Consider the following 22,713-nt stretch of genomic DNA (forward strand, 5'->3'; position numbering starts at 1 on the left):
GCACGGTAACGTGTGGAGTTGACCGGTACTAATAGGCCGAGGGCTTGTCCTCAGTTGCTCGCGTCCACTGTGTTGGTTCTGAAACCACGAACAGCCCCACGTTGCCACACGTGGTGCGGCTGACAGTTTCATAGTGTTTCGGTGGTTATAGCGTAGGGGAAACGCCCGGTTACATTCCGAACCCGGAAGCTAAGCCTTACAGCGCCGATGGTACTGCAGGCTCCTTTTAGAGCTCTGGCTCTTGGGCACACAGCCCAAGAGCCAGAGCTTTTTTGCGTTGAGGTAGGGTCAGGGGGCATCGTTGGCACATTTCCCACAGGAGGCCCCCGGGTGGAGGTTCAGGAGACTCGCGTCCAGACGGACCGTGTGCTCACCATCCCGAACATCCTCAGCATGGCGCGCCTCGTCGGCGTGCCCGTCTTCCTGTGGCTGATCCTGCGGCCTGAGTTCGGTGGGCCCAAGAGTGACGGCTGGGCCCTTCTGGTACTGGCCCTGAGTGGCGTCAGTGACTATCTGGACGGCAAGCTCGCGCGGCGCTGGAACCAGATCAGCAGCCTCGGCCGGCTCCTCGATCCCGCGGCCGATCGGCTCTACATTCTCTCGACCCTGGTCGGCCTCACCTGGCGCGAGATTCTGCCCCTCTGGTTGACCGCTGCACTTCTGGCGCGAGAGCTGGTTCTGCTGGTGATGGTGGGCATCCTCCGCCGGCACGGCTATCCGCCGCCCCAGGTGAACTTCCTGGGTAAGGCCGCCACGTTCAACCTGATGTACGCCTTCCCCCTGCTTCTGCTCAGTGACGGAAGTGGCTGGATCTCGTCACTGGCTGCTATTTTCGGATGGGCGTTCGCCGGATGGGGTACAACGCTGTACTGGTGGGCAGGAGTCCTCTACGTGGTACAAGTCCGCCGCCTGGTCCGTGCGGACGCCATGACCGATTGAACTCCCGGATGGTCCTGCTGCCATAGCGGAGCGATGGCCCGTACTGGATAGGTGCGGGACAATCCTGGCGGGGGAAGTCGGCTAGACCGTCTCTTCGAGGAGGACGCTTCCGACATGAAGGCCGTCGTGATGGCCGGAGGCGAAGGCACGCGCCTTCGCCCTATGACCTCAAGCATGCCCAAGCCGCTCCTGCCGGTGGCCAACCGGCCGATCATGGAGCATGTTCTGCGGCTGCTCAAACGGCATGGGCTCAACGAAACAGTCGTGACTGTCCAGTTCCTGGCCTCGCTTGTCAAGAACTACTTCGGTGACGGCGAAGAGCTCGGTATGGAGCTCACCTATGCCAATGAGGAGAAGCCACTCGGTACCGCCGGAAGCGTCAAGAACGCCGAAGAGGCGTTGAAGGACGACGCCTTCCTTGTCATTTCCGGCGATGCTCTGACGGACTTCGACCTCACCGAGCTCATCAATTTCCACAAGGAGAAGGGCGCTCTCGTCACGGTCTGCCTGACGCGTGTGCCCAACCCGCTGGAATTCGGTATCACCATTGTCGACGAGGAAGGCAAGGTGGAGCGCTTCCTCGAGAAGCCCACCTGGGGCCAGGTCTTCTCCGACACCGTGAACACCGGCATCTACGTGATGGAGCCCGAGGTCTTCGACTACGTCGAGCCCGATGTGCCCGTCGACTGGTCCGGCGACGTCTTCCCGCAGCTGATGAAGGAAGGCAAGCCCGTCTACGGCTACATCGCCGAGGGCTACTGGGAGGACGTCGGCACCCACGAGAGTTATGTGAAAGCGCAGGCCGATGTCCTGGAGGGCAAGGTCGACGTCGACATCGACGGATTCGAGATCTCCCCGGGCGTATGGGTCGCCGAGGGCGCCGAGGTCCATCCCGACGCTGTCCTGCGTGGACCCGTCTACATCGGTGACTACGCCAAGGTCGAGGCCGGCTCCGAAATCCGCGAGCACACCGTCGTGGGCTCCAACGTGGTCGTCAAGAGCGGCGCCTTTCTGCACAAGGCCGTCGTCCACGACAACGTCTACGTGGGGCCGCACAGCAATCTGCGCGGCTGCGTGGTCGGCAAGAACACCGACATCATGCGCGCGGCGCGGATCGAGGACGGGGCGGTCATCGGTGATGAGTGCCTGGTCGGTGAAGAATCGATCGTCCAGGGCAATGTGCGGGTCTATCCCTTCAAGACCATCGAGGCCGGCGCCTTCGTCAACACCTCGGTGATCTGGGAATCCAGGGGCCAGGCACATCTCTTCGGAGCACGCGGTGTGTCCGGCATCCTGAACGTGGAGATCACGCCGGAACTCGCGGTGCGGCTCGCAGGCGCGTATGCGACCACCCTGAAGAAGGGCTCGACCGTCACCACGGCCCGGGACCACTCCCGTGGTGCCCGCGCACTGAAGCGGGCGGTGATCTCCGCGCTGCAGGCCAGCGCGATCGACGTGCGGGACCTGGAGAACGTGCCGCTGCCCGTGGCCCGGCAGCAGACCGCACGGGGCAGTGCGGGCGGCATCATGATCCGTACCACGCCCGGGGTGCCGGACTCCGTCGACATCATGTTCTTCGACGGGCAGGGTGCCGACCTGTCGCAGGGCAGCCAGCGGAAGCTGGACCGGGTGTTCGCGCGACAGGAGTACCGCCGTGCCTTCCCCGGGGAGATCGGTGACCTGCACTTCCCGGCCAGTGTCTTCGACTCGTACACCGGGTCGCTGCTGAGGAACGTCGACACGACGGGGATCGCGGAATCCGGTCTGAAGGTCGTCGTGGACGCGTCCAACGGAAGCGCGGGACTCGTCCTGCCGAGCCTGCTCGGCAAGCTCGGCGTCGACTCTCTGACGATCAACCCCGGCCTCGACGAGTCCAGGCCGACGGAGACCGCCGACATGCGGCGGTCGGGGATGGTCCGGCTCGGAGAGATCGTGGCGTCCTCGGGTGCCGCGTTCGGTGTGCGGTTCGACCCCGTCGGTGAGCGGCTGTCGCTCGTCGACGAGAAGGGGCGGATCATCGAGGACGACCGGGCGCTGCTCGTGATGCTGGACCTGGTCGCCGCGGAGCGGCGCAGCGGCCGGGTCGCGCTGCCGGTGACCACGACCCGGATCGCCGAGCAGGTGGCGGCCTACCACGGGACGCAGGTCGAGTGGACGACCACCTCTCCGGACGACCTCACGCGCGTGGGCGGTGAGGAAGGGACGATCTTCGGCGGCGACGGCAAGGGCGGTTTCATCGTCCCCGAGTTCAGCAGCGTGTACGACGCCACCGCGGCTTTCGTACGGCTCATCGGGCTCGTGGGGCGGACGCAGCTCACGCTCAGTCAGATCGACGCGCGGATCCCGCGGGCGCACGTCCTGAAGCGGGATCTGGCGACCCCGTGGGCCGTCAAGGGGCTGGTGATGCGGCGGGTCGTCGAAGCGGCCGGAGACCGCTTCGTGGACACCACGGACGGTGTGCGTGTGGTGGAGACCGACGGCCGCTGGGTGATGGTGCTGCCCGACCCGGCCGAGGCCGTCACCCACCTGTGGGCCGAGGGGCCGGACGACGCCTCCGCGCAGGCCCTGCTGGACGAATGGTCGGCCGTCGTGGACAGCGCCGGCCGGTAGAACGGGCTGCACTCGCGCGTGCCGGACAGGTGTCCCCGACGGGGCCTGTCCGGCACGCCGGTGGGGCCGTTCGGAGGTAGTGCTCGCGACGTGCGACGATGTGCGGCATGCCGCAGCAACCCCCCATTCGGAGCACACCCACGCGGCCCCGGCGCCCGGATGCGTCCATGTCATTGCTCACCAACGTCATGGACCACAGCCTCGACGACGGATATGCCGAGGCAGCCGCGCGCAAGAAGGCCGCGGGCGACAGCGGGATGCCGAAGACGCTCAGGGCGAAGCTGGGGCTCGCCGCCGGACTGGTGCTCGCGGCCCTTGTCGTGACCGTCGGAGCGGCGCAGGCGCGGGTCGCCGCCCCGGTCGTCGCCAAGGAGCGGGAAGAGCTGGTCGACCGCATCGACCGGGAGACCGAGGCGGCTGACAAGCTGGAGGACTCCGTCGACGAGCTGCGCGCGGACGTGAGCGCACGGCAGCGCGCAGCGCTGAAGAACAGCGGCGGCAACGCGGACTCCGACCTGGCGGGCATCCTGTCGGGCGCGGTCGCGGTGCACGGCCCCGGTGTGAAGCTCGTGGTGAACGACGCCAAGGAAGCAGCCTCGGGTGGCGACGGCAACCCGCGCGAGACCTCCGGATTCTCCGACACCGGCCGGGTGCGTGACCGGGACATGCAGCGCGTGGTCAACGGGCTGTGGGAGTCGGGTGCCGAGGCCGTCTCCATCAACGGGCAGCGGCTGACGGCGCTGTCCGCGATCAGGGCCGCGGGGGACGCCATACTGGTCGACAACAAGCCGCTGGTGCCGCCGTACACGGTGCTCGCGGTGGGGGACGGGCAGCGGCTGAGCACGCGGTTCCAGAACAGCGCGGACGGGTTGTATCTGAACGCGCTGCAGGAGAGCTACGGCATCAGAACAGGCATCTCCGTGGAGGACGACCTCCGGCTGCCTGCCGCACCGAGTGTGACCGTACGTACAGCACAGCCGAGCATTGAGAAGAGTGAGAAGGGCACATCGTGATCGCCGTACTGGGCCTCGTCGTGGGAGTCGTGGCCGGCCTGTTGGTCCGGCCTGAGGTTCCGGCGGTGGTCGAGCCTTATCTGCCGATCGCTGTCGTCGCGGCGCTCGACGCCGTCTTCGGCGGTCTGCGGGCCATGCTCGACGGCATCTTCGACGACAAGGTCTTCGTGGTGTCGTTCCTGTCGAACGTGGTCGTGGCCGCGTTGATCGTGTTCCTGGGCGACAAGCTGGGCGTGGGCGCCCAGCTGTCCACCGGTGTGGTGGTCGTCCTCGGTATCCGGATCTTCTCCAACGCCGCGGCGATCCGCCGGCACGTTTTCCGGGCGTGAGGCGGATGAGCGATCACGACGAGACGCCCGCCGAGGACCAGGACGACGCGCGTGCCGACCGGAGTGACGGCGGTGGCGAGCCCAGGAACAGGCTGCGTAAGGAGCTGCCCCAGGAGGTGCCCGCAGCGGCGCCCGCCGCAGAGGAGGCCCGGCAGGAGCCGGAGCCCGAACCCGAGCGGGCACCGGAACCGCAGCCGGATCCCGAGCCGCGGCTGACCGGCCGGCAACGGTTGGTGCAGGGGATATGGCCGCCGCGTGTCACCCGGGCCCAACTCATCGTCGCGGTGCTGTTGTTCGGTCTCGGGTTCGGGCTGGCCGTGCAGGTGGCCTCGAACAGCGACAGTGACAGCGCCCTGCGTGGCGCTCGGCAGGAAGATCTTGTCCGCATCCTCGATGAACTGGATGACCGTACTCAGCGTCTTGAGGACGAGAAGCAGGGTCTGGAGAAGCAGCGCGACGAGCTCGAGAACAGCTCGGACCAGGCCGAGGAGGCCAGGAAGCAGACGATCGAGAAGGAGAGGCAACTCGGCATCCTGGCGGGCACGGTGGCCGCGCAGGGGCCCGGCATCACCATGACCATCGAGGACACGAAGGGGACGGTCGAGGCGGACATGCTGCTCGACGCGATCCAGGAACTGCGCGCTGCGGGTGCGGAGGCGATCCAGGTCAACGGCGTCCGGGTCGTCGCGGGCACGTATCTCACGGATGCGGGCAAGGGCGTGGGCGTCGACGGGAACAAGATCAACGCGCCTTATCGTTTCAAGGTCATCGGCAAGCCGCAGGACCTCGAGCCGGCGCTCAACATCCCTGGAGGCGTGGTGCAGACTCTCGAGAAGGAACAGGCCACCGTCACGATCGAGCGGTCGACCGACATCGTCGTGGACGCCTTGCGAGCAGCGAAGCGGCCTGACTACGCTCGGTCGTCCTCGCAGTGAACCGGGGGTGCATGGGCGGCTTCCGGCGAGGGCATGAGGTTGCGGGGGGTCGGCGCACCGAATGGGCGGTGCGTGGTGGAAACTGTCTGGTGCAGACGGACGTTGTCAGGATGTCCGGGTCGGCCAGAGTGTTCAGTCAGGGTTCGTCCTGCCCCACGGGCGGGTCTGTTTCGGTCAAGGGGAATCGCCCGTGAAGTTGTTTGCGAAGTTGTTCGGCAAGAGCGCGCGAGAGGGCAGCGACAATGCGACCGCTCGTCATCGCGCACAGCCTGACGCGGAGGGCCAGCGGCCGCTTTTCCGGGACCAGGTCGGCGGCCCGGGTGGCGACGTTTCCGGAGGTCAGGGCGCGCCGTCGGTTGACCCTGCGCAGGCCGGCGGCATAGGTTTCGGGCAGCCGTCAACCTCAGGTGCGGGTGGAGGGGTTTCCGACCCGTATGCGTCCCATGCCCCCGGTGGGCAGCCGCGGCAGGAGGATCCGATGTCGGCCCTGGTGTGTACGAGGTGCGGTAACCGCAACGCGGAGAACAGCCGTTTCTGCTCCAACTGCGGTGCGCCGCTGCGAGCGGGGGCCGCCCCGGAGCGTCCGTCCGAGACGACCTCCACGATCTCCATCTCCGGTCTCGAGGCCTACGACAGCGAGACCACCGGCCAGACGCCGATGCCGACCCTGTCTCCCGAGGCTCAGGCCGCCGTCGACGCGCTCCCGCTGGGTTCCGCGCTCCTGGTGGTGCGCCGCGGGCCGAACTCGGGCAGCCGCTTCCTGCTGGACGGCGATCTGACCACGGCCGGGCGGCATCCGCAGAGCGACATCTTCCTGGACGACGTGACGGTGTCCCGGCGGCACGTGGAGTTCCGCCGCGGTCAGGACGGTTCGTTCACGGTGGCCGACGTGGGCAGCCTGAACGGCACGTACGTGAACCGCGAGCGGATCGACCAGGTCGCCCTGAACAACGGCGACGAGGTGCAGATCGGCAAGTACCGGCTGGTCTTCTACGCCAGCCAGCGGGGTTACTGACCGGGCTGCGTCCGGACAGATCCCAGCGAAGGCCCATCCGTCAGGGAAGGTCCATGCTTCAAACACCGAGCGGCGGTGCCGGGCACGGCGCCGCCGCCACGGACAGTGGGCTGATGAGCATCGGCACGGTGCTGAACGTGCTGCGCGACGAGTTTCCCGAAGTGACCATCTCCAAGATCCGCTTCCTGGAGTCGGAAGGGCTCATCGAGCCGCAGCGGACCCCGTCGGGGTATCGCAAGTTCAGCGCCCATGACGTCGAGCGCCTCGGTCACGTCCTGAGGATGCAGCGGGACCACTATCTGCCCCTGAAGGTGATCCGGGAGCACTTGGAGGCCATGGAGCGCGGTGAGGCCGTGCAGCTGCCGGTCGTGGGCCGTCAGCGGGACGGTGAATCCGCGTCCGAGCCGTTCGAGGGGCCCACAGCGGCCAGGATCGGGCGCGAGGAGCTGCTCGCGGCCGCCGGTGTCGACGAGCAGGAGCTCAAGGAGTGGGAGTCCTACGGGCTTCTCACCCCACTGGAGGACGGGGCCTACGACGCCGAGGCGGTCACCGTCGCCCTGCTCGTCGTCGAGCTCGGGCGGTTCGGGATCGAGCCCCGGCACCTTCGGGCGATGAAGGCCGCGGCCGACCGTGAGGCCGGGCTCGTGGACCAGGTGGTGGCCCCGCTGAGGCGGCACCGGAACCCGCAGACCAGGGTCCATGCCGAGGCCCGCACCAAAGAGCTGGCGGGTCTCACGGTGAAGCTGCACGCCGCGCTGGTGCGGACGGCGCTCGGCGTACGGCTGCCCTGAGGCGCCCGCGCGCTCGGGGCCGGATCGGGCGCCCGATGCGGGCCCGACTACCCAAACGTCCCGAGCACGGCCTAGGGTTGCTGTGTGAACGAGCTCGATGTCGTAGGTGTCCGGGTCGAAATGCCCTCCAACCAACCGATCGTGCTGCTGCGTGAAGTGGGAGGCGACCGTTACCTCCCCATCTGGATCGGACCGGGGGAGGCGACGGCGATCGCCTTCGCCCAGCAGGGCATGGCTCCCGCGCGGCCGCTGACACACGACCTGTTCAAGGACGTGCTGGAAGCCGTCGGCCAGGAGCTCACGGAAGTGCGCATCACGGACCTGCGTGAGGGCGTCTTCTACGCGGAGCTGGTCTTCGCCAGCGGCGTCGAGGTGAGCGCCCGCCCGTCCGACGCCATAGCGCTCGCGCTGCGCACCGGGACGCCGATCTACGGCAGTGACACGGTGCTCGACGACGCCGGCATCGCCATCCCGGACGAGCAGGAGGACGAGGTGGAGAAGTTCCGCGAGTTCCTCGACCAGATCTCCCCGGAGGACTTCGGCAGCAGCAGTCAGTGAGCTCCTGGGGGAGCGGCAGCGATCTGCGAGACGTGTGGGCGGCCCGGGCGGACGATGTGGTCCGCAGGGCCGCCCGCCGTATGAGTGACGGGTGAAAATACCCGCATGTGCCGGTGGCGAGTGAGAGCGTCACAGGGCCCGTTCCGAAGACATTCGGCTAGCCTTTCCCCGCGGCGGGGCACGGGAAACCACTCTCAGGGTGATTATCACTCGGCGTGGCGAGTGTGGCGATCGTTGACGCACCCCTGGTGACTGCCTACCGTCGAGAAGGCAGGTCAAGGACGGAGGTCGGCGTGAGAAGCAGCGGCGACGGTACGGCTGGGGGCGGCCCCGAGCGCAGTCTCAGGGCGAGCGGTCCGTACCCTCCCCCCGGCTCACGGCCCCTCCCGGGCGGAGGATGCCCCCAGCCCGGTGGCGCGGCCGAGCACGCTCCGCCGCGACCGACAGCGGTGCCGAGCAGCGGAGGGGCGACGTCCATGGCGTCCGAGCAGATCGGCTATCGCGGCCCCACGGCCTGTGCGGCCGCCGGTATCACCTACCGGCAGTTGGACTACTGGGCCCGCACGGGGCTCGTCGAGCCGAGCGTGCGCCCCGCGCACGGGTCCGGGACGCAGCGGCTGTACAGCTTCCGGGACGTGGTCGTCCTGAAGATCGTCAAGCGGTTCCTCGACACCGGGGTGTCACTGCAGAACATCCGCACGGCCGTCCAGCACCTCAGGGAACGCGGTTTCAGTGATCTGGAGCGCATGACGCTGATGAGCGACGGCGCGACGGTCTACGAGTGCACCTCGCCCGACGAGGTCCATGCCCTGCTCCAGGGCGGTCAGGGCGTGTTCGGGATCGCCGTGGGTGTGGTGTGGCGGGACGTCGAGAGCGCGCTGTCCCAGCTGCACGGTGAGCGGATCGACACCGGCGAGACCCTGGTCGGGTCCAACCCGGCGGACGAGCTGGCGCGTCGGCGGAACCGGGCCGTCTGAGCCGTCCGGCAGCGCGGGACGCACGCGGTGGCAGGAGGCGGGACGTTTCCGCGCCGGGGTGCAAGCGGTTTCTCGTGGGGCGCTCAGGGCCCCGCGCGGGGCGTTCAGGGTGCCGGCGAGGGACGTTGTCAGTGGTGTAGGGCAGCATCGGAGTTGTGAGAACCGCGCCCACGATCCTGCATCTCGACATGGATGCCTTCTTCGCCTCGGTGGAGCAGGCGTCCAAGCCGAGTCTGCGCGGGAAGGCCGTGGTCGTGGGCGGGCTCGGGCCGCGGGGTGTGGTGGCGACCGCGTCGTACGAGGCGCGGGTCTTCGGGGTGCATTCGGCGATGCCCATGGGCCAGGCCCGGCGGCTCGTGCCCAACGCCGCGTATCTCGTGCCGCGCTTCACCTTCTACCGGTCGATCAGCGAGCGCGTCATGGAGCTGCTGCGTGCGCTGTCGCCGCTGGTGGAACCGCTGAGCCTCGACGAGGCGTTCGTGGACCTGGAGGCCGGGGGAGTGGCCTGGGACGAGCGGTCGGCGCGGCTGGCCGGGGTGAAGCTGCGCGCGGACATCCGGGCTGTCACGGGCCTCACGGGGTCGGTGGGTCTCGCCGCCTCCAAGATGCTCGCGAAGATCGCCTCGGAGGAGGCCAAGCCCGACGGGCTGGTGGTCATCGAGCCGGGGAGCGAGCGGGCGATGCTCGGGCCGCTGTCGGTGCGGATCCTGCCGGGGGTGGGGCCGGCGACGGGTGACCATCTGCGGCGGGCCGGGATCACCACGGTGGAGGAGATCGTCGAGGCGGGCGAGGACGAACTGGTCCGGCTGCTGGGGAAGGCGCACGGGCACGGTCTCTACGCCATGGCGCTGGCGCGGGACGACCGGCCCGTGGTGGCGGAGCGCGAGACGAAGTCGGTGTCGGTCGAGGACACCTACGACGTCGACATCCACGACCGGACGCGGGTCGGGCTGGAGGTGCAGCGGCTCGCCGAGCGGTGCGTGCGGCGGCTGCGTGGGGCCGGGCTGTCCGGGCGGACCATCGTGCTGAAGGTGCGGCGCTACGACTTCTCGACGCTCACCCGGTCCGAGACGCTGCGCGGACCGACGGACGATCCCGCCGTGATCCGCGAGGCGGCGGGCAGATTGCTGGACTCGGTGGACACGACGGGCGGGGTGCGGCTGCTCGGGGTGGGGGTCAGCGGGCTCGCCGACTACACGCAGGAGGACCTGTTCGCGCAGGCGGCGGGGGAGCGGGCGGTCGCGGAGGGGCCGGTCGAGGAGCACACCGCGGCGCCCGCCGAGGAGCAGCCGGCGTCGCTCGCCGAACGGCGGTGGCCCGCCGGGCACGACGTGCGCCATGCCGAGTTCGGGCACGGCTGGGTGCAGGGCAGCGGCCTGGGGCGGGTCACCGTACGGTTCGAGACGCCCTCCTCGGAGCCCGGCCGCGTGCGGACCTTCCGGGTCGACGATCCGGATCTTGAGGCGGCCGACCCGCTGCCGTTGGTGTTAGGCGGGCCCGAAGGAGGGGGCGGAGTGCCCGGGGCGGGGTCTCAGGCAGTCTCGTCGGTGCCCGCCAGCTTGCCGAAGTCGTGGTCCGGCAGCGGGGGCGGGGCGGCGACGTCGAGGCCGTAGTGGTGGTAGAGCTGCAGTTCCTGCTCGGGGGAGAGGTGACGGCCCACACCGAAGTCGGGGGCGTCCTTGATCAGGGCGCGGTCGAAGGGGACGTGGAGGGCGCCCTCGATCAGTTCGCTGGGTTCCAGGGGGACGAACGCGTCTCTGCTGAACAGGCCGGTCCGTATGGCCGCCCACTCCGGCTCGCCGGTGGCGTCGTCGAGGTAGACCTCGTCGATCGTGCCGATCCTGGTCCCGTTGCGGTCGAACGCCTTGCGGCCGATCAGGTTGCGCGGATCGATATCGGTTCGCACGGGCCCTCCACATGGTCGCACCTCATCCGTAAACACTACAAAACGGTACAAGCGGGGATGCGGCCACTCGAAGGTTCGTGCGTTGACCTCGCTGGTACGCTGGCAGCGGCTGTTGACCCCGTGCGGGAGAGTCCTCCAGACACCATCGGAGGCGCCGAAGGAGCAAATCCTCCCCGGAATCTCTCAGGCTCACGTACCGCACGGACGAGGTCACTCTGGAAAGCAGGGCGGGTGTCGACGGCTTCCGCTCTCACCGACGGTGAAAACCGGAGGCCTTCGGGCGATCCGGTGAAGCTCTCAGGTCGAGATGACAGAGGGGGAGGCCGTTCGGGTACCCGCGCCGTGGTGCCCCTCGAAGGTCGTGTCGACCAGGAGGCCTCCGTAATGACCGCCCACCGCATTCCGCTCTCCGAGCTCGAAGAGGCAGTCCCCTTCGAGCAGCGCCACATCGGCCCCGACCACGAGGCCTGCGCCAAGATGCTCGCCCAGGTCGGCTACGGCTCGCTGGACGAGCTCACCGCCGCCGCGGTCCCGGCCGTGATCGCCAGCGCCGAGGCACTGGACCTGCCGGGCGCCCGCAGCGAGGCCGAGGTGATCGCCGAGCTGCGCTCCCTCGCCGACCGCAACCAGGTCCTCGGTTCCATGATCGGCCTCGGCTACCACGGCACGTTCACGCCGCCGGTCGTCATGCGCAACGTCATGGAGAACCCGTCCTGGTACACGGCCTACACGCCGTACCAGCCGGAGATCTCGCAGGGCCGGCTCGAGGCGCTGCTCAACTTCCAGACGATGGTCGCCGACCTGACCGGACTGCCGACCTCCGGCGCCTCCCTGCTCGACGAGGGCACGGCGGCCGCCGAGGCCATGGCGCTGTCGCGGCGTCTGGGCAAGAACAAGAAGGGCCTGTTCCTGGTCGACGCGGACGCGCTGCCGCAGACCATCGCCGTGATCCGGACCCGGGCCGAGCCGACGGGGGTCGAGGTCGTCGTGGCCGACCTCAGCGACGGCATCCCCGCCGAGGTCGCCGAGCGCGAGATCAACGGCGTGCTGATCCAGTACCCGGGCGCCTCCGGTGCCGTGCGGGACATCAAGCCGGTCATCGACCAGGCGCACGGTCTCGGGGCACTCGTCACCGTCGCCGCCGACCTGCTGGCGCTGACGCTGCTGAAGTCGCCTGGTGAGCTCGGCGCGGACATCGCCGTCGGGACGACGCAGCGCTTCGGCGTGCCCATGGGCTTCGGCGGACCGCACGCCGGCTACATGGCGGTCGGGGACAAGATGGCGCGCAGCCTGCCCGGGCGGCTCGTCGGAGTGTCCGTGGACGCCGACGGGAACAAGGCCTACCGGCTGGCGCTGCAGACGCGTGAACAGCACATCCGCCGCGAGAAGGCCACCAGCAACATCTGCACCGCCCAGGTGCTGCTCGCCGTCATGGCCGGCATGTACGCCGTCTACCACGGCCCGGAGGGCCTCAAGGGCATCGCGCGGCGCACCCACCGGTACGCCACGGTGCTCGCCGCCGGGCTCGCGAACGGCGGGGTCGAGGTCGTGCACGGGTCCTACTTCGACACGCTGACCGTGCGCGTCGAGGGCCGGGCCGCCGACGTCGTGGCCGCCGCGCGGCACAACGGGATCAACCTGCGGCTCGTGGACGCCGACCACGTCTCGATCGCCTGCGACGAGACCACCACGCGGAACCAGCTACGTGCCGTATGGGCCGCTTTCGGTGTCGAGGGAGTCATCGAGGCGCTGGACGCAGCCACCGAGGACGGGCTTCCGAACGCGCTCCTGCGGACCGACGAGTACCTGACGCACCCCGTCTTCCACCAGCACCGCTCCGAGACCGCCATGCTGCGCTACCTGCGCCGGCTGGCCGACCGCGACTACGCGCTCGACCGGGGCATGATCCCGCTGGGCTCCTGCACCATGAAGCTCAACGCGACCACCGAGATGGAGCCGGTCACCTGGCCCGAGTTCGGGCAGATGCACCCCTTCGCGCCCGCCGAGCAGGCCGGGGGCTACCTCACGCTCATCCACGAGCTGGAGGACCGGCTCGCCGAGGTCACCGGCTACGACAAGGTGTCCCTCCAGCCGAACGCCGGATCGCAGGGCGAGCTGGCCGGTCTGCTCGCCGTCCGCGGGTACCACCGGGCCAACGGGGACGAGCAGCGCACGGTGTGCCTGATCCCGTCGTCCGCGCACGGCACCAACGCCGCCAGCGCGGTGATGGCGGGCATGAAGGTCGTCGTCGTGAAGACCGCCGAGGACGGCGAGATCGACGTCGAGGATCTGCGGGCGAAGATCGAGCAGTACCGCGACGAGCTGGCCGTGCTGATGATCACGTACCCGTCCACGCACGGGGTGTTCGAGGAGCACGTCGCCGACATCTGCGCGCAGGTGCACGAGGCGGGCGGGCAGGTCTACGTCGACGGGGCCAACCTCAACGCGCTCGTCGGGCTCGCCAAGCCGGGGCACTTCGGCGGGGACGTCTCGCACCTGAACCTGCACAAGACCTTCTGCATCCCGCACGGCGGCGGCGGTCCCGGCGTCGGCCCGGTCGCGGTGCGCGAGCACCTGGCGCCCTACCTGCCGAACCACCCGCTGCAGCCCGAGGCCGGCCCCGAGACGGGCGTCGGGCCCATCTCGGCGGCGCCGTGGGGCTCCGCCGGCATCCTGCCCATCTCGTGGGCGTACGTCCGGCTGATGGGCGGCGAGGGGCTGAAGCGGGCCACGCAGGTGGCCGTGCTCAGCGCCAACTACATCGCCAAGCGGCTGGAGCCGCACTACCCGGTGCTCTACACCGGTCCCGGCGGGCTCGTCGCGCACGAGTGCATCATCGACCTGCGGCCCCTGACGAAGGCGACCGGCGTGAGCGTCGACGACGTCGCCAAGCGGCTGATCGACTACGGCTTCCACGCGCCGACCATGTCGTTCCCGGTGGCCGGGACGCTGATGATCGAGCCGACCGAGTCGGAGGACCTGGCCGAGCTGGACCGGTTCTGCGAGGCGATGATCGCCATTCGCGCGGAGATCGAGAAGGTCGGCTCCGGCGAGTGGCCCGCGGACGACAACCCGCTGCGCGGCGCCCCGCACACCGCCGGTGCGCTCGCCGGCCAGTGGGAGCACGCCTACAGCCGTGAGGAGGCCGTCTTCCCCGCCGGGGTGTCGACCGCCGACAAGTACTGGCCGCCGGTGCGCCGCATCGACCAGGCCTTCGGCGACCGGAATCTGGTGTGCTCCTGCCCGCCGCTGGACGCGTACGAGGACTGATCGGCCGACAGGTCACAGGGAGGGGCTCCGCGGTGCGGGGCCCCTCTCGCCGTTCGCCGGCGAGTCATGCGGTGGCGAGCGCCACGTCGGTCGCCTTGATCAGGGCGACGACGGGGATCCCGGGCGACAGGGCCAGGTCTTCCGCCGCGTCCCTGGTGATCGCGGCGGTCAGTTCGCCGCCCCCGACCGTGACGCGGACCGAGGCCATCGCGTCACCGGCCGCGATGGCCGTGACCGTACCGGGGAGCTGGTTGCGGATCGACAGGCCCTCGACGGGCGCGGTGGCCAGGGAGACCTCCGTCGCCTTCAGCAGGGCGCGCACGGCGGTGCCCGGGATGAGGCGGAGGTCATCCGCGGCCTCGCGGGTGATCGCCGCGGTGAGGTCCTGGCCGCCGGTGAGGCGGACCCTGACCGTCGCCATGGCCTCGCCCGGGGTGACGGCCGTGACGGTGCCGGGGAGCTGGTTGCGGATGCTCAGGCTCATGGGTGCACGGTAGCCCGGCGGGTGCTTCCGGCCCGGTACGCGTGCGTCCGCGTCGCCTGGGCTGTTCAGACGCGGTCGATGTGGACGTTCGTCGACTTCACGCGGGCCGTCGCCTCCATGCCGACCTCCAGGCCCAGTTCCTCCACCGCCTCACGGGTGAGCAGGGAGACGAGCCGGTGCGGGCCCGCCTGGATCTCGACCTGGGCGGCGACGTCGCCGAGTTTGATCGCGGTGACGATGCCGGGGAAGGCGTTGCGGGCCGAGGTGTACGGGGCGTCCTCCTCGGCGGCGCCGGACCGGGCGAGTTCGACCGAGAACGCGGCCAGGTCCCGTCCGTCGATGAGCCGTCGCCCGGCCTCGTCGCGGTGGGTCGTGATGCGGCCCGCGTCCGCCCAGCGGCGGGCGGTGTCCGGGCTCACGCCGAGCAGCCGTGCTGCCTGGCCGATCGTGTAGGACTGCATGCCGGTCACGATAGGGGTGCGGGAGGGGAACGGCGGATGCAGGGTTGGCCGTTGGGTATGACGCGATATAGCGTTAGTCCCGACTGGTGGCCGGGTGCCGTGCCCGGGGGGATCGGGGTGGAGTGATGGCGGCGGAGATCGCGCGGACCGGCGGATCGCCCGAGGTGAGGGCGTCGCACGCGGACCGGGACCGGACCGTGGATGTGCTGCGCGTCGCCGCGGGCGACGGACGGCTCACCCTGGAGGAGCTCGACGAGCGGCTGGAGGCCGCCCTGTCGGCCCGTACGGTGGGCGAGCTCGCGGTGCTGACCGCGGATCTGCCCGCGACGGCCGGCGGGACCCCCGTCGGGGTCGAGGAAGTCGTCCGGATCCAGCAGGAGGGCGCCTCGACCCGGCGGGGCGACGGCTGGGTGGTGCCGCGGCGGCTGGAGATCCGTTCGGCGTGGGGCGAGGTGGCACTCGACTTCACCGACGCGGTGATCACACACGACACCCTGGACGTCGACCTGAACCTGCACGCCGGCGCCCTGAGACTGGCCACTCGGCCGGGTGTCGTGGTGGACACCGGCGGCCTGGTGATGAACTACTCCGAGATCAAGGCGCGCCGGCCGGTCGAGGCCCCGGTCCTGCTGCGGGTACGGATCACGGGTGAGATCCACTACGGGCAGATCGTGGTGCGCCCGCCGCGCAGGGTCTTCCGCAGGAGGAGCGCTACGGCCTGACTCAGCCCACGTGCACCTTCGGCCGCCGTTTCCGGTCCGGCTCCGCCTCGCGCAGGACCTCGCGGGTCACCGGTGCGACCTCCCCCTGGCCGAACAGGAAGAAGCGCAGGAAGTTGGCGAACGGCCCGCCCTCGGTCCACTCGAAGTAGATGTGCGGGGTGCAGCCCGTCGAGTCGCGGGCGTGCAGCAGAAGTGCGGCCAGGGCGTTGGGGATGGAGGACGACTCCAGGGTCAGGACGCGGTAGCGGCCGTGCAGCACCTCCCCGCGTACGGTCAGGCCCGCCTCGAACTCGGACGGGTCGGTGACCGTCACCTCGACGAAGACGAAGTCCTCCTGGCCGGGCACGTCGTTGTCGTGCCGGATCTGGTCGATCTTGTCGCGGTACTCGGCGATGTCGCGCCGGTCGGGCTCGTTGGCGATGAACCGCATCCGGCGGCTGGCCGTGTCCCGGACGAAACGCTGCGCCATGTCGTCCAGCGTCACGCTGGTCACGCGGAGCTCGAACGCCCGGGCCAGCCGTGACAGCAGGGAGACCAGGATGATGCCGGCGATGAAGCAGGCGCCGATCTTCACACCGTCCGGGCGCTCGATGACGTTGAGCACGGTCGTGTAGAGAAATACCGCGGAGATCACCGCGAAGGCGATGGTCCAGTTCCGCTGCCGGGCCTTGCGGGCGGCGATGGTCACCGCGATCGCGGCGGAGCTGATGAGGACCAGCACCCCGGTGGCGTAGGCACCGCCCTGGGCGTTGACGTCGGCGTCGAAGATCCACGTGACCAGGAAGGCGATCAGGGTGAAGACGATGACCATGGGCCGCACGGCGCGGGCCCAGTGCGGGGCCATGCCGTAGCGGGGCAGATAGCGCGGCATCAGGTTGAGCAGACCGGCCATCGCGGAGGCGCCGGCGAACCAGAGGATGGCGATCGTCGAGGCGTCGTAGACGGTGCCGAACGTGTTGCCCAGGTATTCGTGCGCCAGGTACGCGAGCGCGCGGCCGTTGGCCTGGCCGCCCGCCTCGAACTCCTTCTCCGGGATGAGGAGGGTGGTGATGAAGCTCGTGGTGATCAGGAAGACGCTCATGATCAGCGCGGCGGTGGTGAGCAGCTTCTTCGTGTCGCGGATGCGGCCGGTCGGCCGTGCCTCGGTGTCGTCCGGGTCGCCCTTGACGTGCGGCATCACGGCGACGCCCGTCTCGAACCCGGAGAGGCCGAGCGCCAGTTTCGGGAAGACGAGCAGGGCGACGCCGATCATGGCGAAGACGTTGCTGTGCTGCGTGGTGAGGGCGCTCGACCAGTCGGTGACCACATGACCCGCCGTGATGACGTGGTAGAGGCCGGCGGCCACCACGACCACGTTCAGCGCGAGGTAGGCACCGACGAGGGCGACCGCGACGCCGATCGCCTCCATGAAGCCCTTGAGGAACACCGCGCCGAGCAGGGCCACCAGGACCAGCGTGATCAGCATCTGCCGGTCGTGCAGGACAAGGGTCAGATGCGGGTTCTCCACGAGGTGGGTGGAGGCGTCGGCGGCCGACAGGGTGATGGTGATGAGGAAGTCGGTGGCGGCGAAGCCCAGCAGGGTCAGTACGAACAGCTTGCCCTGCCAGAAGGAGAGCAGCCTCTCCAGCATCGCGATCGAGCCCTCGCCGTGGGGGCTCTCCTCGGCCACCCGGCGGTAGACGGGCAGGGCGCCGGCCAGCGTGACGACGACCAGGACGATGGTCGCGACCGGTGACAGCAGTCCGGCGGCGAGGGCCGCGATCCCCGGCTGGTAGCCGAGGGTCGAGAAATAGTCGACGCCGGTCAGGCACATCACCCGCCACCAGCGCTGTCCCCGGTGCGGAGGCTCCGGTTCGGCATGGGGTCCGGTGTGGCCGCCGCCCTTGCCCATGTCGGTCAGGCCCTCCAGCATCCAGGCGCGCAGGCGGCTGGGCGGGGTGGGCTCCGGACGGCTCGGCGCCGGGTGCTCGGTGGTGGCCATCGACGTGCTCCAGATGTGCGGCTCAGCGTGGTTTCCGGCCATCACTGGACGGCCCGGTCAGCGTAAGCGGAGCGTGATGCAGTGGCCCGTGAATGAGGGGGCGGTGCGCGTCAAACTTCCGTTAAGACTCGCGACCCGGGCGGCCGCAGGTGTGAAAACGCGAGCTGAGCGCCCATGGGAGGGCTCGGCCTGCGGAGTGAGCGGTGCCGATGCGGATCTCGCGGGTGGACACCCTCTGTGATCGCTACGGGGGTCTGCCTCGTAACGTTCGTCCGTAGATCCGAATGTTTCGCTTTCGCGTGTGTCCTTGCGTTGACGCAAGATTCAGCGCGTACAGGGGGTTGCCACCGTTTAGCCGCTGTCTCTAGGGTTCGGCAGCAACGAAGCTTTCTGGATCTAGTTCGAAACTTTCGAGGAGCGCATGATGGGCGACCCGGCACTGTCCCGCCGCGGCTTCCTGGCGGCCTCCGCCGCGGCCGGTCTGGGGACGACGGCACTGACCGCATGCGGCGGGGACTCGGACGGAGGGTCGTCCGGGACGACCACGATCGAGTGGTGGAACATCTCCACCACCCAGCCGTCCAAGGACGTCTGGGCCGCTCTCGCCCGGAAGTTCGAGGCGCAGAACCCCAAGGTCAAGATAAAGATCGTCCAGATGGAGAACGACGCCTACAAGTCGAAGATGACGGCCCTGACCGCCTCCGGGAAGCTGCCCGACATCTTCCACACCTGGGGCGGCGGCGTGCTGAAGCAGCAGGTCGACGCCGGGCTCGTCGAGAACCTCACGGACAGCACCAAGCCGTGGGGCGACGCCCTGCTGCCGGTCGCCAGAGAGCCGTACCTGATCGACGACCATGCCTACGGCATCCCGTTCGACATCGGCATGATCGGCTTCTGGTACAACAAGGCGCTCTTCGAGAAGGCCGGTATCGCCGAGCCCCCGACCACCTGGGACGGCTTCCTCGACGCCGTACGCAAGCTCAAGGCCGCCGAGGTCACACCGCTGGCACTGGCCGGCAAGGAGAAGTGGCCCGGCATGTACTACTGGGCCTACCTGGCGATGCGCACCGCCGGCGCGGAGGCGCTCCAGAAGGCCTATGAGGACAAGGACTTCACCGGCGCCCCCTTCATCGAGGCGGGCGAGCACCTGGACGAGCTCGTCGGCCTACAGCCGTTCCAGAAGGGCTTCCTCGGCGCCGCCTACTCCTCGCCCACCGGCCAGGCCGCCACCGTCGGCAACGGCAAGGCGGCGATGGAACTCATGGGCCAGTGGGCGCCCACCGTCCAGGCAGACGCGGGCAAGGGCCTCGGCAAGGACCTCGGCTTCTTCCCGTTCCCCGCGGTCGAGGGCGGCAAGGGCGCCATCACCGAGGTGTTCGGCGGAGGCGGCGGGCACGCACTGCGCCGGGGCGCCCCGCAGGAGGCCGTCGACTTCCTCAAGTTCTTCGCGTCCGAGGCCACCGACCTGGAACTGGTCAAGAAGACCGGTGTCCTGCCCGTGGTCCCCGCGGCCGAGAGGGCCATCGCCGACCCCAACATCAAGGCCGTGCAGGCCCAGCTCAAGGCGGCCACCGGCTTCCAGCTCTACCTCGACCAGGCGTACGCGCCCGCCGTCGGCCAGGAGGTCAACGACAGCGTGGCCGCGCTCATCGCCGGCTCCAAGTCGCCCGGGCAGGTCGCCCAGTCGATCACGAAGACCGCGAAGGAAGAGCAGTAGCCGGCGATGACCTCCACGTTCCTGCCGGACAAACGGACCGGCCCCGGCGCCGGTTCCCCGCCCCCGGCCCCGGACCGGCCCACGGGGCGGTCCCGGCGACGCGCGCTGCACTGGCTCACCGCGGCCGGTTTCCAACTCCCCGCCCTGGTGCTGTTCATGGGGCTCGTGCTGCTGCCGATGCTGTTCGCCCTGTACGCCGCGTTCTTCCGCTGGGGCGGCTTCGGCATGCCCTCCGACTACATCGGCGGCGAGAACTTCACCCGGCTCTTCCAGGACGACGTCTTCCTCGGCGACTTGTGGCGCTGCCTGCTCCTGGTCGTGCTGTCGCTCGTCTTCCAGCTGCCGTTCGCGCTGGCCATGGCCGTCCTGCTCAACCAGCGGATGCGCGGCAGGGCGGTGTACCGGATGCTGTTCTTCGCCCCGTACGTCCTGTCCGAGGCCATCACCGGAATCCTCTTCGGCATGATCTTCGCCCCGGACGACGGCTTCGCCGACCAGGTCCTCGGCAAGGTCGGCCTGGAGGGGCTGGGCGGGGAGTGGTTCGCGGATCCGTCCACCGTCATGGCGACCGTGTTCCTGGTCATGACCTGGAAGTACTTCGGCTTCCACATGATGCTGTACCTGGCCGGGCTCCAGGCCGTCCCCCGGGAACTGACCGAAGCGGCGCTCATCGACGGGGCGAGCGCGTGGCAGCGGTTCCGCAACGTGACGCTGCCGCTGCTCGCGCCCACCCTGCGCATCAGCGTCTTCCTCGCGGTCATCGGGTCGATCCAGCTCTTCGACCTGGTGTGGGTGACCACCGCGGGCGGCCCCGACCACCATTCCGAGACCATGGCCGTGACCATGTTCCAGTACGGCTTCAAGCGCTACCAGGTCGGCTACGCCAGCGCGATCAGTGTGGTGATGTTCGGCATCAGCCTCGTCTTCGCCCTCGCCTACCAGCGGTTCGTCCTCCGGCGCGACCTCGAAGGGGCCACCACGACCATGCGGGGTGACGGAAAGTGACCACCAGTCAGAAGGCCCGTGGGGGCAGGAAGAGCTGGGGCCTGCACCTCGTCCTGACCGCCGTGGGCGCGGTCATGGCCGTCCCCCTGCTCTACGCCGTGCTCTCCGGCTTCAAGTCCACCGACGAGCTCTCCCGCAACCCGGTCGGTCTGCCCGAGTCGTGGGTGACCTCCAACTACACCCAGATCCTCGGCTCGGGGGACTTCTGGCGGCTGATCGGCAACAGCACGCTGATCGCGGTGGGCACGACCGTCCTGATCGTCGCGGTCTCCGCCCTGTCGGCCTTCTCCTTCGCGCGGTTCGCCTTCCGGGGGCGTGAGGCGCTGTTCACGCTGTTCACCATGGGGCTGATGTTCCCGTTCGCGGTGGCGGCCCTGCCGCTGTTCCTGCTGCTGCGCACCCTGGACCTGCTGGACAACCCCCTCGGGGTGATCCTCCCGCAGGCCGCGTTCGGACTGCCGATGACGATCATCATCCTGCGGGGCTTCTTCCGGCAGATCCCCGGCGAGCTGGAGGAGGCGGCCACGCTCGACGGGTGCAGTTCGTTCGGCTTCTTCTGGCGGGTGCTGCTGCCCATGGCCCGGCCCGCGCTCGGCACCGTCTCCGTGCTGGCCGTCGTCACCAGCTGGAACAACTTCTTCCTGCCGCTGCTCGTGTTCACCGACTCGCAGTGGTGGACGCTGCCGATCGGCGTCCAGCAGTTCCAGGGGCAGTACTCCGCGGAGTACGCCAAGGTCTTCGCCTATCTGGTGCTGGCCATGGTCCCGGCCCTCGCCTTCTACTCGGTCGCCGAGCGCCAGCTCGTCGGCGGCCTCACCGCCGGCGCCACCAAGGGCTGACACGCGCCACGAACGTACGGCTCTACCCACCCACCTGTCGTGAGGAGTCGCACCATGCCCACCACCCGTCTGAGACTCGTCAGCGCCGTCGCCGCGCTCCTGGTCACCGCCGGCATCGCAGCCGGCACCCCCGCCCAAGCGGGTCACCAGCAGCCCACCCTCGCCGACCTCGCCCAGCGGCACGGCCGCTACTTCGGCAGCGCCACCGACAACCCCGAGCTCGTCGACGGGCCGTACAAGGCCCTGCTCGGCAGCGAGTTCGACCAGATCACACCCGGCAACGGCATGAAGTGGTACGCGACCGAGCCCCAGCAGGGCGTGTTCGACTTCTCCCAGGGCGACGAGATCGTGAACCTCGCCCGGGCCAACCGGCAGAAGGTACGCGGCCACACCCTGGTCTGGCACAGCCAGCTGCCCGGGTGGCTCACGGACAGGGAGTGGACGGCCCGGGAGCTGAGGGCCGTGCTGAAGAAGCATGTCCAGACGGAGGTACGGCACTACCGGGGCAAGGTGTTCGCCTGGGACGTCGTCAACGAGGCGTTCAACGAGGACGGCACGTACCGCGAGTCGGTCTTCTACAAGACGCTCGGGCCCGGCTACATCGCCGACGCGCTGCGCTGGGCGCACCAGGCCGATCCGCGCGTCAAGCTGTACCTCAACGACTACAACATCGAGGGGATCGGCCCGAAGAGCGACGCGTACTACAAGCTGGCCAAGGAGCTGAAGGCCCAGGGCGTCCCGTTGCACGGCATCGGCCTCCAGGCCCATCTCGCCCTGCAGTACGGCTATCCGACCACCCTGGAGGACAACCTTCGCCGCTTCTCCCGGCTCGGTCTCGACACCTCGCTGACCGAGGTCGACATACGGATGCAGCTGCCCGCGACCGAGGAGAAGCTGGCCCAGCAGGCCGAGTGGTACGGCGACGTGACCGAGGCGTGCCTGGCGGTCCGCCGGTGCGTCGGCATCACCCTGTGGGATTACACCGACAAGTACTCCTGGATCCCGGCGTTCTTCCCGGGCGAGGGCGCGGCCCTGCCGTGGGACGAGGAACTGCGCCCGAAGCCGGCGTACTTCGCGATACGCGAGGCGCTCGGGGGACGGTAGCGGGGGCGGACGGCGCCCTGCCGCGCAGGGGGCGGTGGGGCGCCACCCACCGGTGCC

The 22,713-nt window shown here is 69.3% G+C and carries 20 protein-coding genes, 1 riboswitch and 1 other annotated feature; of the genes, 16 read left to right on the plus strand and 4 right to left on the minus strand.

Going from position 1 to position 22,713, the window contains the following annotated elements; translation table 11 throughout:
• Window positions 1–137 precede the first annotated feature (137 nt).
• Window positions 138–222: a sequence feature (5S ribosomal RNA rRNA prediction is too short), on the plus strand.
• 108 nt (window positions 223–330) lie between these two features.
• From clsA to IO24_RS0135465, 10 genes are all read left to right on the plus strand, one after another.
• Window positions 331–939: a cardiolipin synthase ClsA gene (gene clsA / locus IO24_RS0135420; protein ID WP_031143178.1), complete on the plus strand. Its 609-nt coding sequence runs from the start codon at window positions 331–333 to the stop codon at window positions 937–939.
• A 114-nt stretch (window positions 940–1,053) separates the two neighbouring features.
• Window positions 1,054–3,549: a mannose-1-phosphate guanyltransferase gene (locus IO24_RS0135425; protein ID WP_031143180.1), complete on the plus strand. Its 2,496-nt coding sequence runs from the start codon at window positions 1,054–1,056 to the stop codon at window positions 3,547–3,549.
• A 98-nt stretch (window positions 3,550–3,647) separates the two neighbouring features.
• Window positions 3,648–4,562, plus strand: coding sequence for a DUF881 domain-containing protein (locus IO24_RS0135430; RefSeq protein WP_107063087.1), 915 nt, complete (start codon window positions 3,648–3,650; stop codon window positions 4,560–4,562).
• Window positions 4,559–4,891: a small basic family protein gene (locus IO24_RS0135435; protein WP_003988855.1), complete on the plus strand. Its 333-nt coding sequence runs from the start codon at window positions 4,559–4,561 to the stop codon at window positions 4,889–4,891. Before IO24_RS0135430 ends, IO24_RS0135435 begins: the two co-directional genes overlap by 4 nt.
• 5 nt (window positions 4,892–4,896) lie before the next feature.
• Entirely contained in the window at window positions 4,897–5,826 is a 930-nt protein-coding gene (locus IO24_RS0135440) for a DUF881 domain-containing protein (RefSeq protein WP_045297033.1), read from the plus strand.
• A 61-nt stretch (window positions 5,827–5,887) separates the two neighbouring features.
• Window positions 5,888–6,841, plus strand: coding sequence for an FHA domain-containing protein (locus IO24_RS43740; RefSeq protein ID WP_078899496.1), 954 nt, complete (start codon window positions 5,888–5,890; stop codon window positions 6,839–6,841).
• A 53-nt stretch (window positions 6,842–6,894) separates the two neighbouring features.
• Complete coding sequence (gene ftsR / locus IO24_RS0135450) at window positions 6,895–7,632, plus strand: transcriptional regulator FtsR (protein ID WP_031143188.1); 738 nt, start codon at window positions 6,895–6,897, stop codon at window positions 7,630–7,632.
• A gap of 84 nt (window positions 7,633–7,716) precedes the next feature.
• Entirely contained in the window at window positions 7,717–8,190 is a 474-nt protein-coding gene (locus tag IO24_RS0135455) for a bifunctional nuclease family protein (protein ID WP_003988851.1), read from the plus strand.
• 293 nt (window positions 8,191–8,483) lie between these two features.
• Window positions 8,484–9,167, plus strand: coding sequence for a MerR family transcriptional regulator (locus tag IO24_RS0135460; RefSeq protein ID WP_078899497.1), 684 nt, complete (start codon window positions 8,484–8,486; stop codon window positions 9,165–9,167).
• A 155-nt stretch (window positions 9,168–9,322) separates the two neighbouring features.
• Window positions 9,323–10,780, plus strand: coding sequence for a DNA polymerase IV (locus tag IO24_RS0135465; protein ID WP_031143192.1), 1,458 nt, complete (start codon window positions 9,323–9,325; stop codon window positions 10,778–10,780).
• On the opposite strand, the gene IO24_RS0135470 is transcribed toward IO24_RS0135465, so the two are convergent.
• Complete coding sequence (locus tag IO24_RS0135470) at window positions 10,699–11,073, minus strand: PRC-barrel domain-containing protein (protein ID WP_031143194.1); 375 nt, start codon at window positions 11,071–11,073, stop codon at window positions 10,699–10,701. The two genes, IO24_RS0135465 and IO24_RS0135470, sit on opposite strands and share 82 nt — an antisense overlap.
• Window positions 11,074–11,186: 113 nt before the next feature.
• A riboswitch (glycine riboswitch) is annotated at window positions 11,187–11,282 on the plus strand.
• 175 nt (window positions 11,283–11,457) lie between these two features.
• On the opposite strand from IO24_RS0135470, the gene gcvP reads away from it, so the two are divergent.
• Window positions 11,458–14,343 carry an aminomethyl-transferring glycine dehydrogenase gene (gcvP, locus tag IO24_RS0135475; RefSeq protein WP_031143196.1) on the plus strand — a complete coding sequence of 962 codons (2,886 nt, stop codon included), beginning with the start codon at window positions 11,458–11,460 and terminating at the stop codon, window positions 14,341–14,343.
• A gap of 64 nt (window positions 14,344–14,407) precedes the next feature.
• Here gcvP and IO24_RS0135480 read toward each other — a convergent pair whose 3' ends face one another.
• On the minus strand, window positions 14,408–14,827 hold the full coding sequence (locus tag IO24_RS0135480) for a TOBE domain-containing protein (RefSeq protein WP_031143199.1): 420 nt from the start codon (window positions 14,825–14,827) through the stop codon (window positions 14,408–14,410).
• Window positions 14,828–14,892: 65 nt separating this feature from the next.
• Window positions 14,893–15,288, minus strand: coding sequence for a TOBE domain-containing protein (locus IO24_RS0135485; RefSeq protein ID WP_031143201.1), 396 nt, complete (start codon window positions 15,286–15,288; stop codon window positions 14,893–14,895).
• Window positions 15,289–15,413: 125 nt separating this feature from the next.
• Here IO24_RS0135485 and IO24_RS0135490 point away from each other — a divergent pair, with 125 nt between their 5' ends.
• Window positions 15,414–16,010 (plus strand): DUF1707 SHOCT-like domain-containing protein, encoded by a 597-nt coding sequence (locus IO24_RS0135490; RefSeq protein ID WP_031143203.1) that lies wholly within the window; start codon window positions 15,414–15,416, stop codon window positions 16,008–16,010.
• A 1-nt stretch (window position 16,011) separates the two neighbouring features.
• Here the strand turns inward: IO24_RS0135490 and IO24_RS0135495 are convergent, their stop codons facing one another.
• Entirely contained in the window at window positions 16,012–17,991 is a 1,980-nt protein-coding gene (locus IO24_RS0135495; RefSeq protein ID WP_031143205.1) for an APC family permease, read from the minus strand.
• Window positions 17,992–18,415: 424 nt separating this feature from the next.
• Here IO24_RS0135495 and IO24_RS0135500 point away from each other — a divergent pair, with 424 nt between their 5' ends.
• From IO24_RS0135500 to IO24_RS0135515, 4 genes are all read left to right on the plus strand, one after another.
• Entirely contained in the window at window positions 18,416–19,708 is a 1,293-nt protein-coding gene (locus IO24_RS0135500) for an extracellular solute-binding protein (RefSeq protein ID WP_031143208.1), read from the plus strand.
• 6 nt (window positions 19,709–19,714) lie between these two features.
• Window positions 19,715–20,713 (plus strand): carbohydrate ABC transporter permease, encoded by a 999-nt coding sequence (locus IO24_RS0135505; RefSeq protein ID WP_031143210.1) that lies wholly within the window; start codon window positions 19,715–19,717, stop codon window positions 20,711–20,713.
• 74 nt (window positions 20,714–20,787) lie between these two features.
• Entirely contained in the window at window positions 20,788–21,552 is a 765-nt protein-coding gene (locus IO24_RS0135510; RefSeq protein ID WP_420823244.1) for a carbohydrate ABC transporter permease, read from the plus strand.
• Between the two features lie 54 nt (window positions 21,553–21,606).
• Window positions 21,607–22,656: an endo-1,4-beta-xylanase gene (locus tag IO24_RS0135515; RefSeq protein ID WP_031143214.1), complete on the plus strand. Its 1,050-nt coding sequence runs from the start codon at window positions 21,607–21,609 to the stop codon at window positions 22,654–22,656.
• The last annotated feature ends 57 nt before the right edge of the window (window positions 22,657–22,713 follow it).

Origin of the sequence: Streptomyces flavovariabilis (assembly GCF_000725785.1) — a bacterium.
In the GTDB taxonomy this organism is placed as follows: Bacteria; Actinomycetota; Actinomycetes; order Streptomycetales; family Streptomycetaceae; genus Streptomyces; species Streptomyces hawaiiensis.

What these genes read in the sequence shown, in the direction of transcription:
- IO24_RS0135425 (WP_031143180.1), top strand. Translation starts at nt 1,054, where the DNA reads ATGAAGGCCGTCGTGATGGCCGGAGGCGAAGGCACGCGCCTTCGCCCT.
- IO24_RS0135430 (WP_107063087.1), top strand. Translation starts at nt 3,648, where the DNA reads ATGTGCGGCATGCCGCAGCAACCCCCCATTCGGAGCACACCCACGCGG.
- IO24_RS0135440 (WP_045297033.1), top strand. Translation starts at nt 4,897, where the DNA reads ATGAGCGATCACGACGAGACGCCCGCCGAGGACCAGGACGACGCGCGT.
- IO24_RS43740 (WP_078899496.1), top strand. Translation starts at nt 5,888, where the DNA reads ATGGGCGGTGCGTGGTGGAAACTGTCTGGTGCAGACGGACGTTGTCAG.
- ftsR (WP_031143188.1), top strand. Translation starts at nt 6,895, where the DNA reads ATGCTTCAAACACCGAGCGGCGGTGCCGGGCACGGCGCCGCCGCCACG.
- gcvP (WP_031143196.1), top strand. Translation starts at nt 11,458, where the DNA reads ATGACCGCCCACCGCATTCCGCTCTCCGAGCTCGAAGAGGCAGTCCCC.
- IO24_RS0135480 (WP_031143199.1), bottom strand. Translation starts at nt 14,827, where the DNA reads ATGAGCCTGAGCATCCGCAACCAGCTCCCCGGCACCGTCACGGCCGTC.
- IO24_RS0135485 (WP_031143201.1), bottom strand. Translation starts at nt 15,288, where the DNA reads ATGCAGTCCTACACGATCGGCCAGGCAGCACGGCTGCTCGGCGTGAGC.
- IO24_RS0135490 (WP_031143203.1), top strand. Translation starts at nt 15,414, where the DNA reads ATGGCGGCGGAGATCGCGCGGACCGGCGGATCGCCCGAGGTGAGGGCG.
- IO24_RS0135495 (WP_031143205.1), bottom strand. Translation starts at nt 17,991, where the DNA reads ATGGCCACCACCGAGCACCCGGCGCCGAGCCGTCCGGAGCCCACCCCG.
- IO24_RS0135500 (WP_031143208.1), top strand. Translation starts at nt 18,416, where the DNA reads ATGGGCGACCCGGCACTGTCCCGCCGCGGCTTCCTGGCGGCCTCCGCC.
- IO24_RS0135505 (WP_031143210.1), top strand. Translation starts at nt 19,715, where the DNA reads ATGACCTCCACGTTCCTGCCGGACAAACGGACCGGCCCCGGCGCCGGT.
- IO24_RS0135510 (WP_420823244.1), top strand. Translation starts at nt 20,788, where the DNA reads ATGGCCGTCCCCCTGCTCTACGCCGTGCTCTCCGGCTTCAAGTCCACC.
- IO24_RS0135515 (WP_031143214.1), top strand. Translation starts at nt 21,607, where the DNA reads ATGCCCACCACCCGTCTGAGACTCGTCAGCGCCGTCGCCGCGCTCCTG.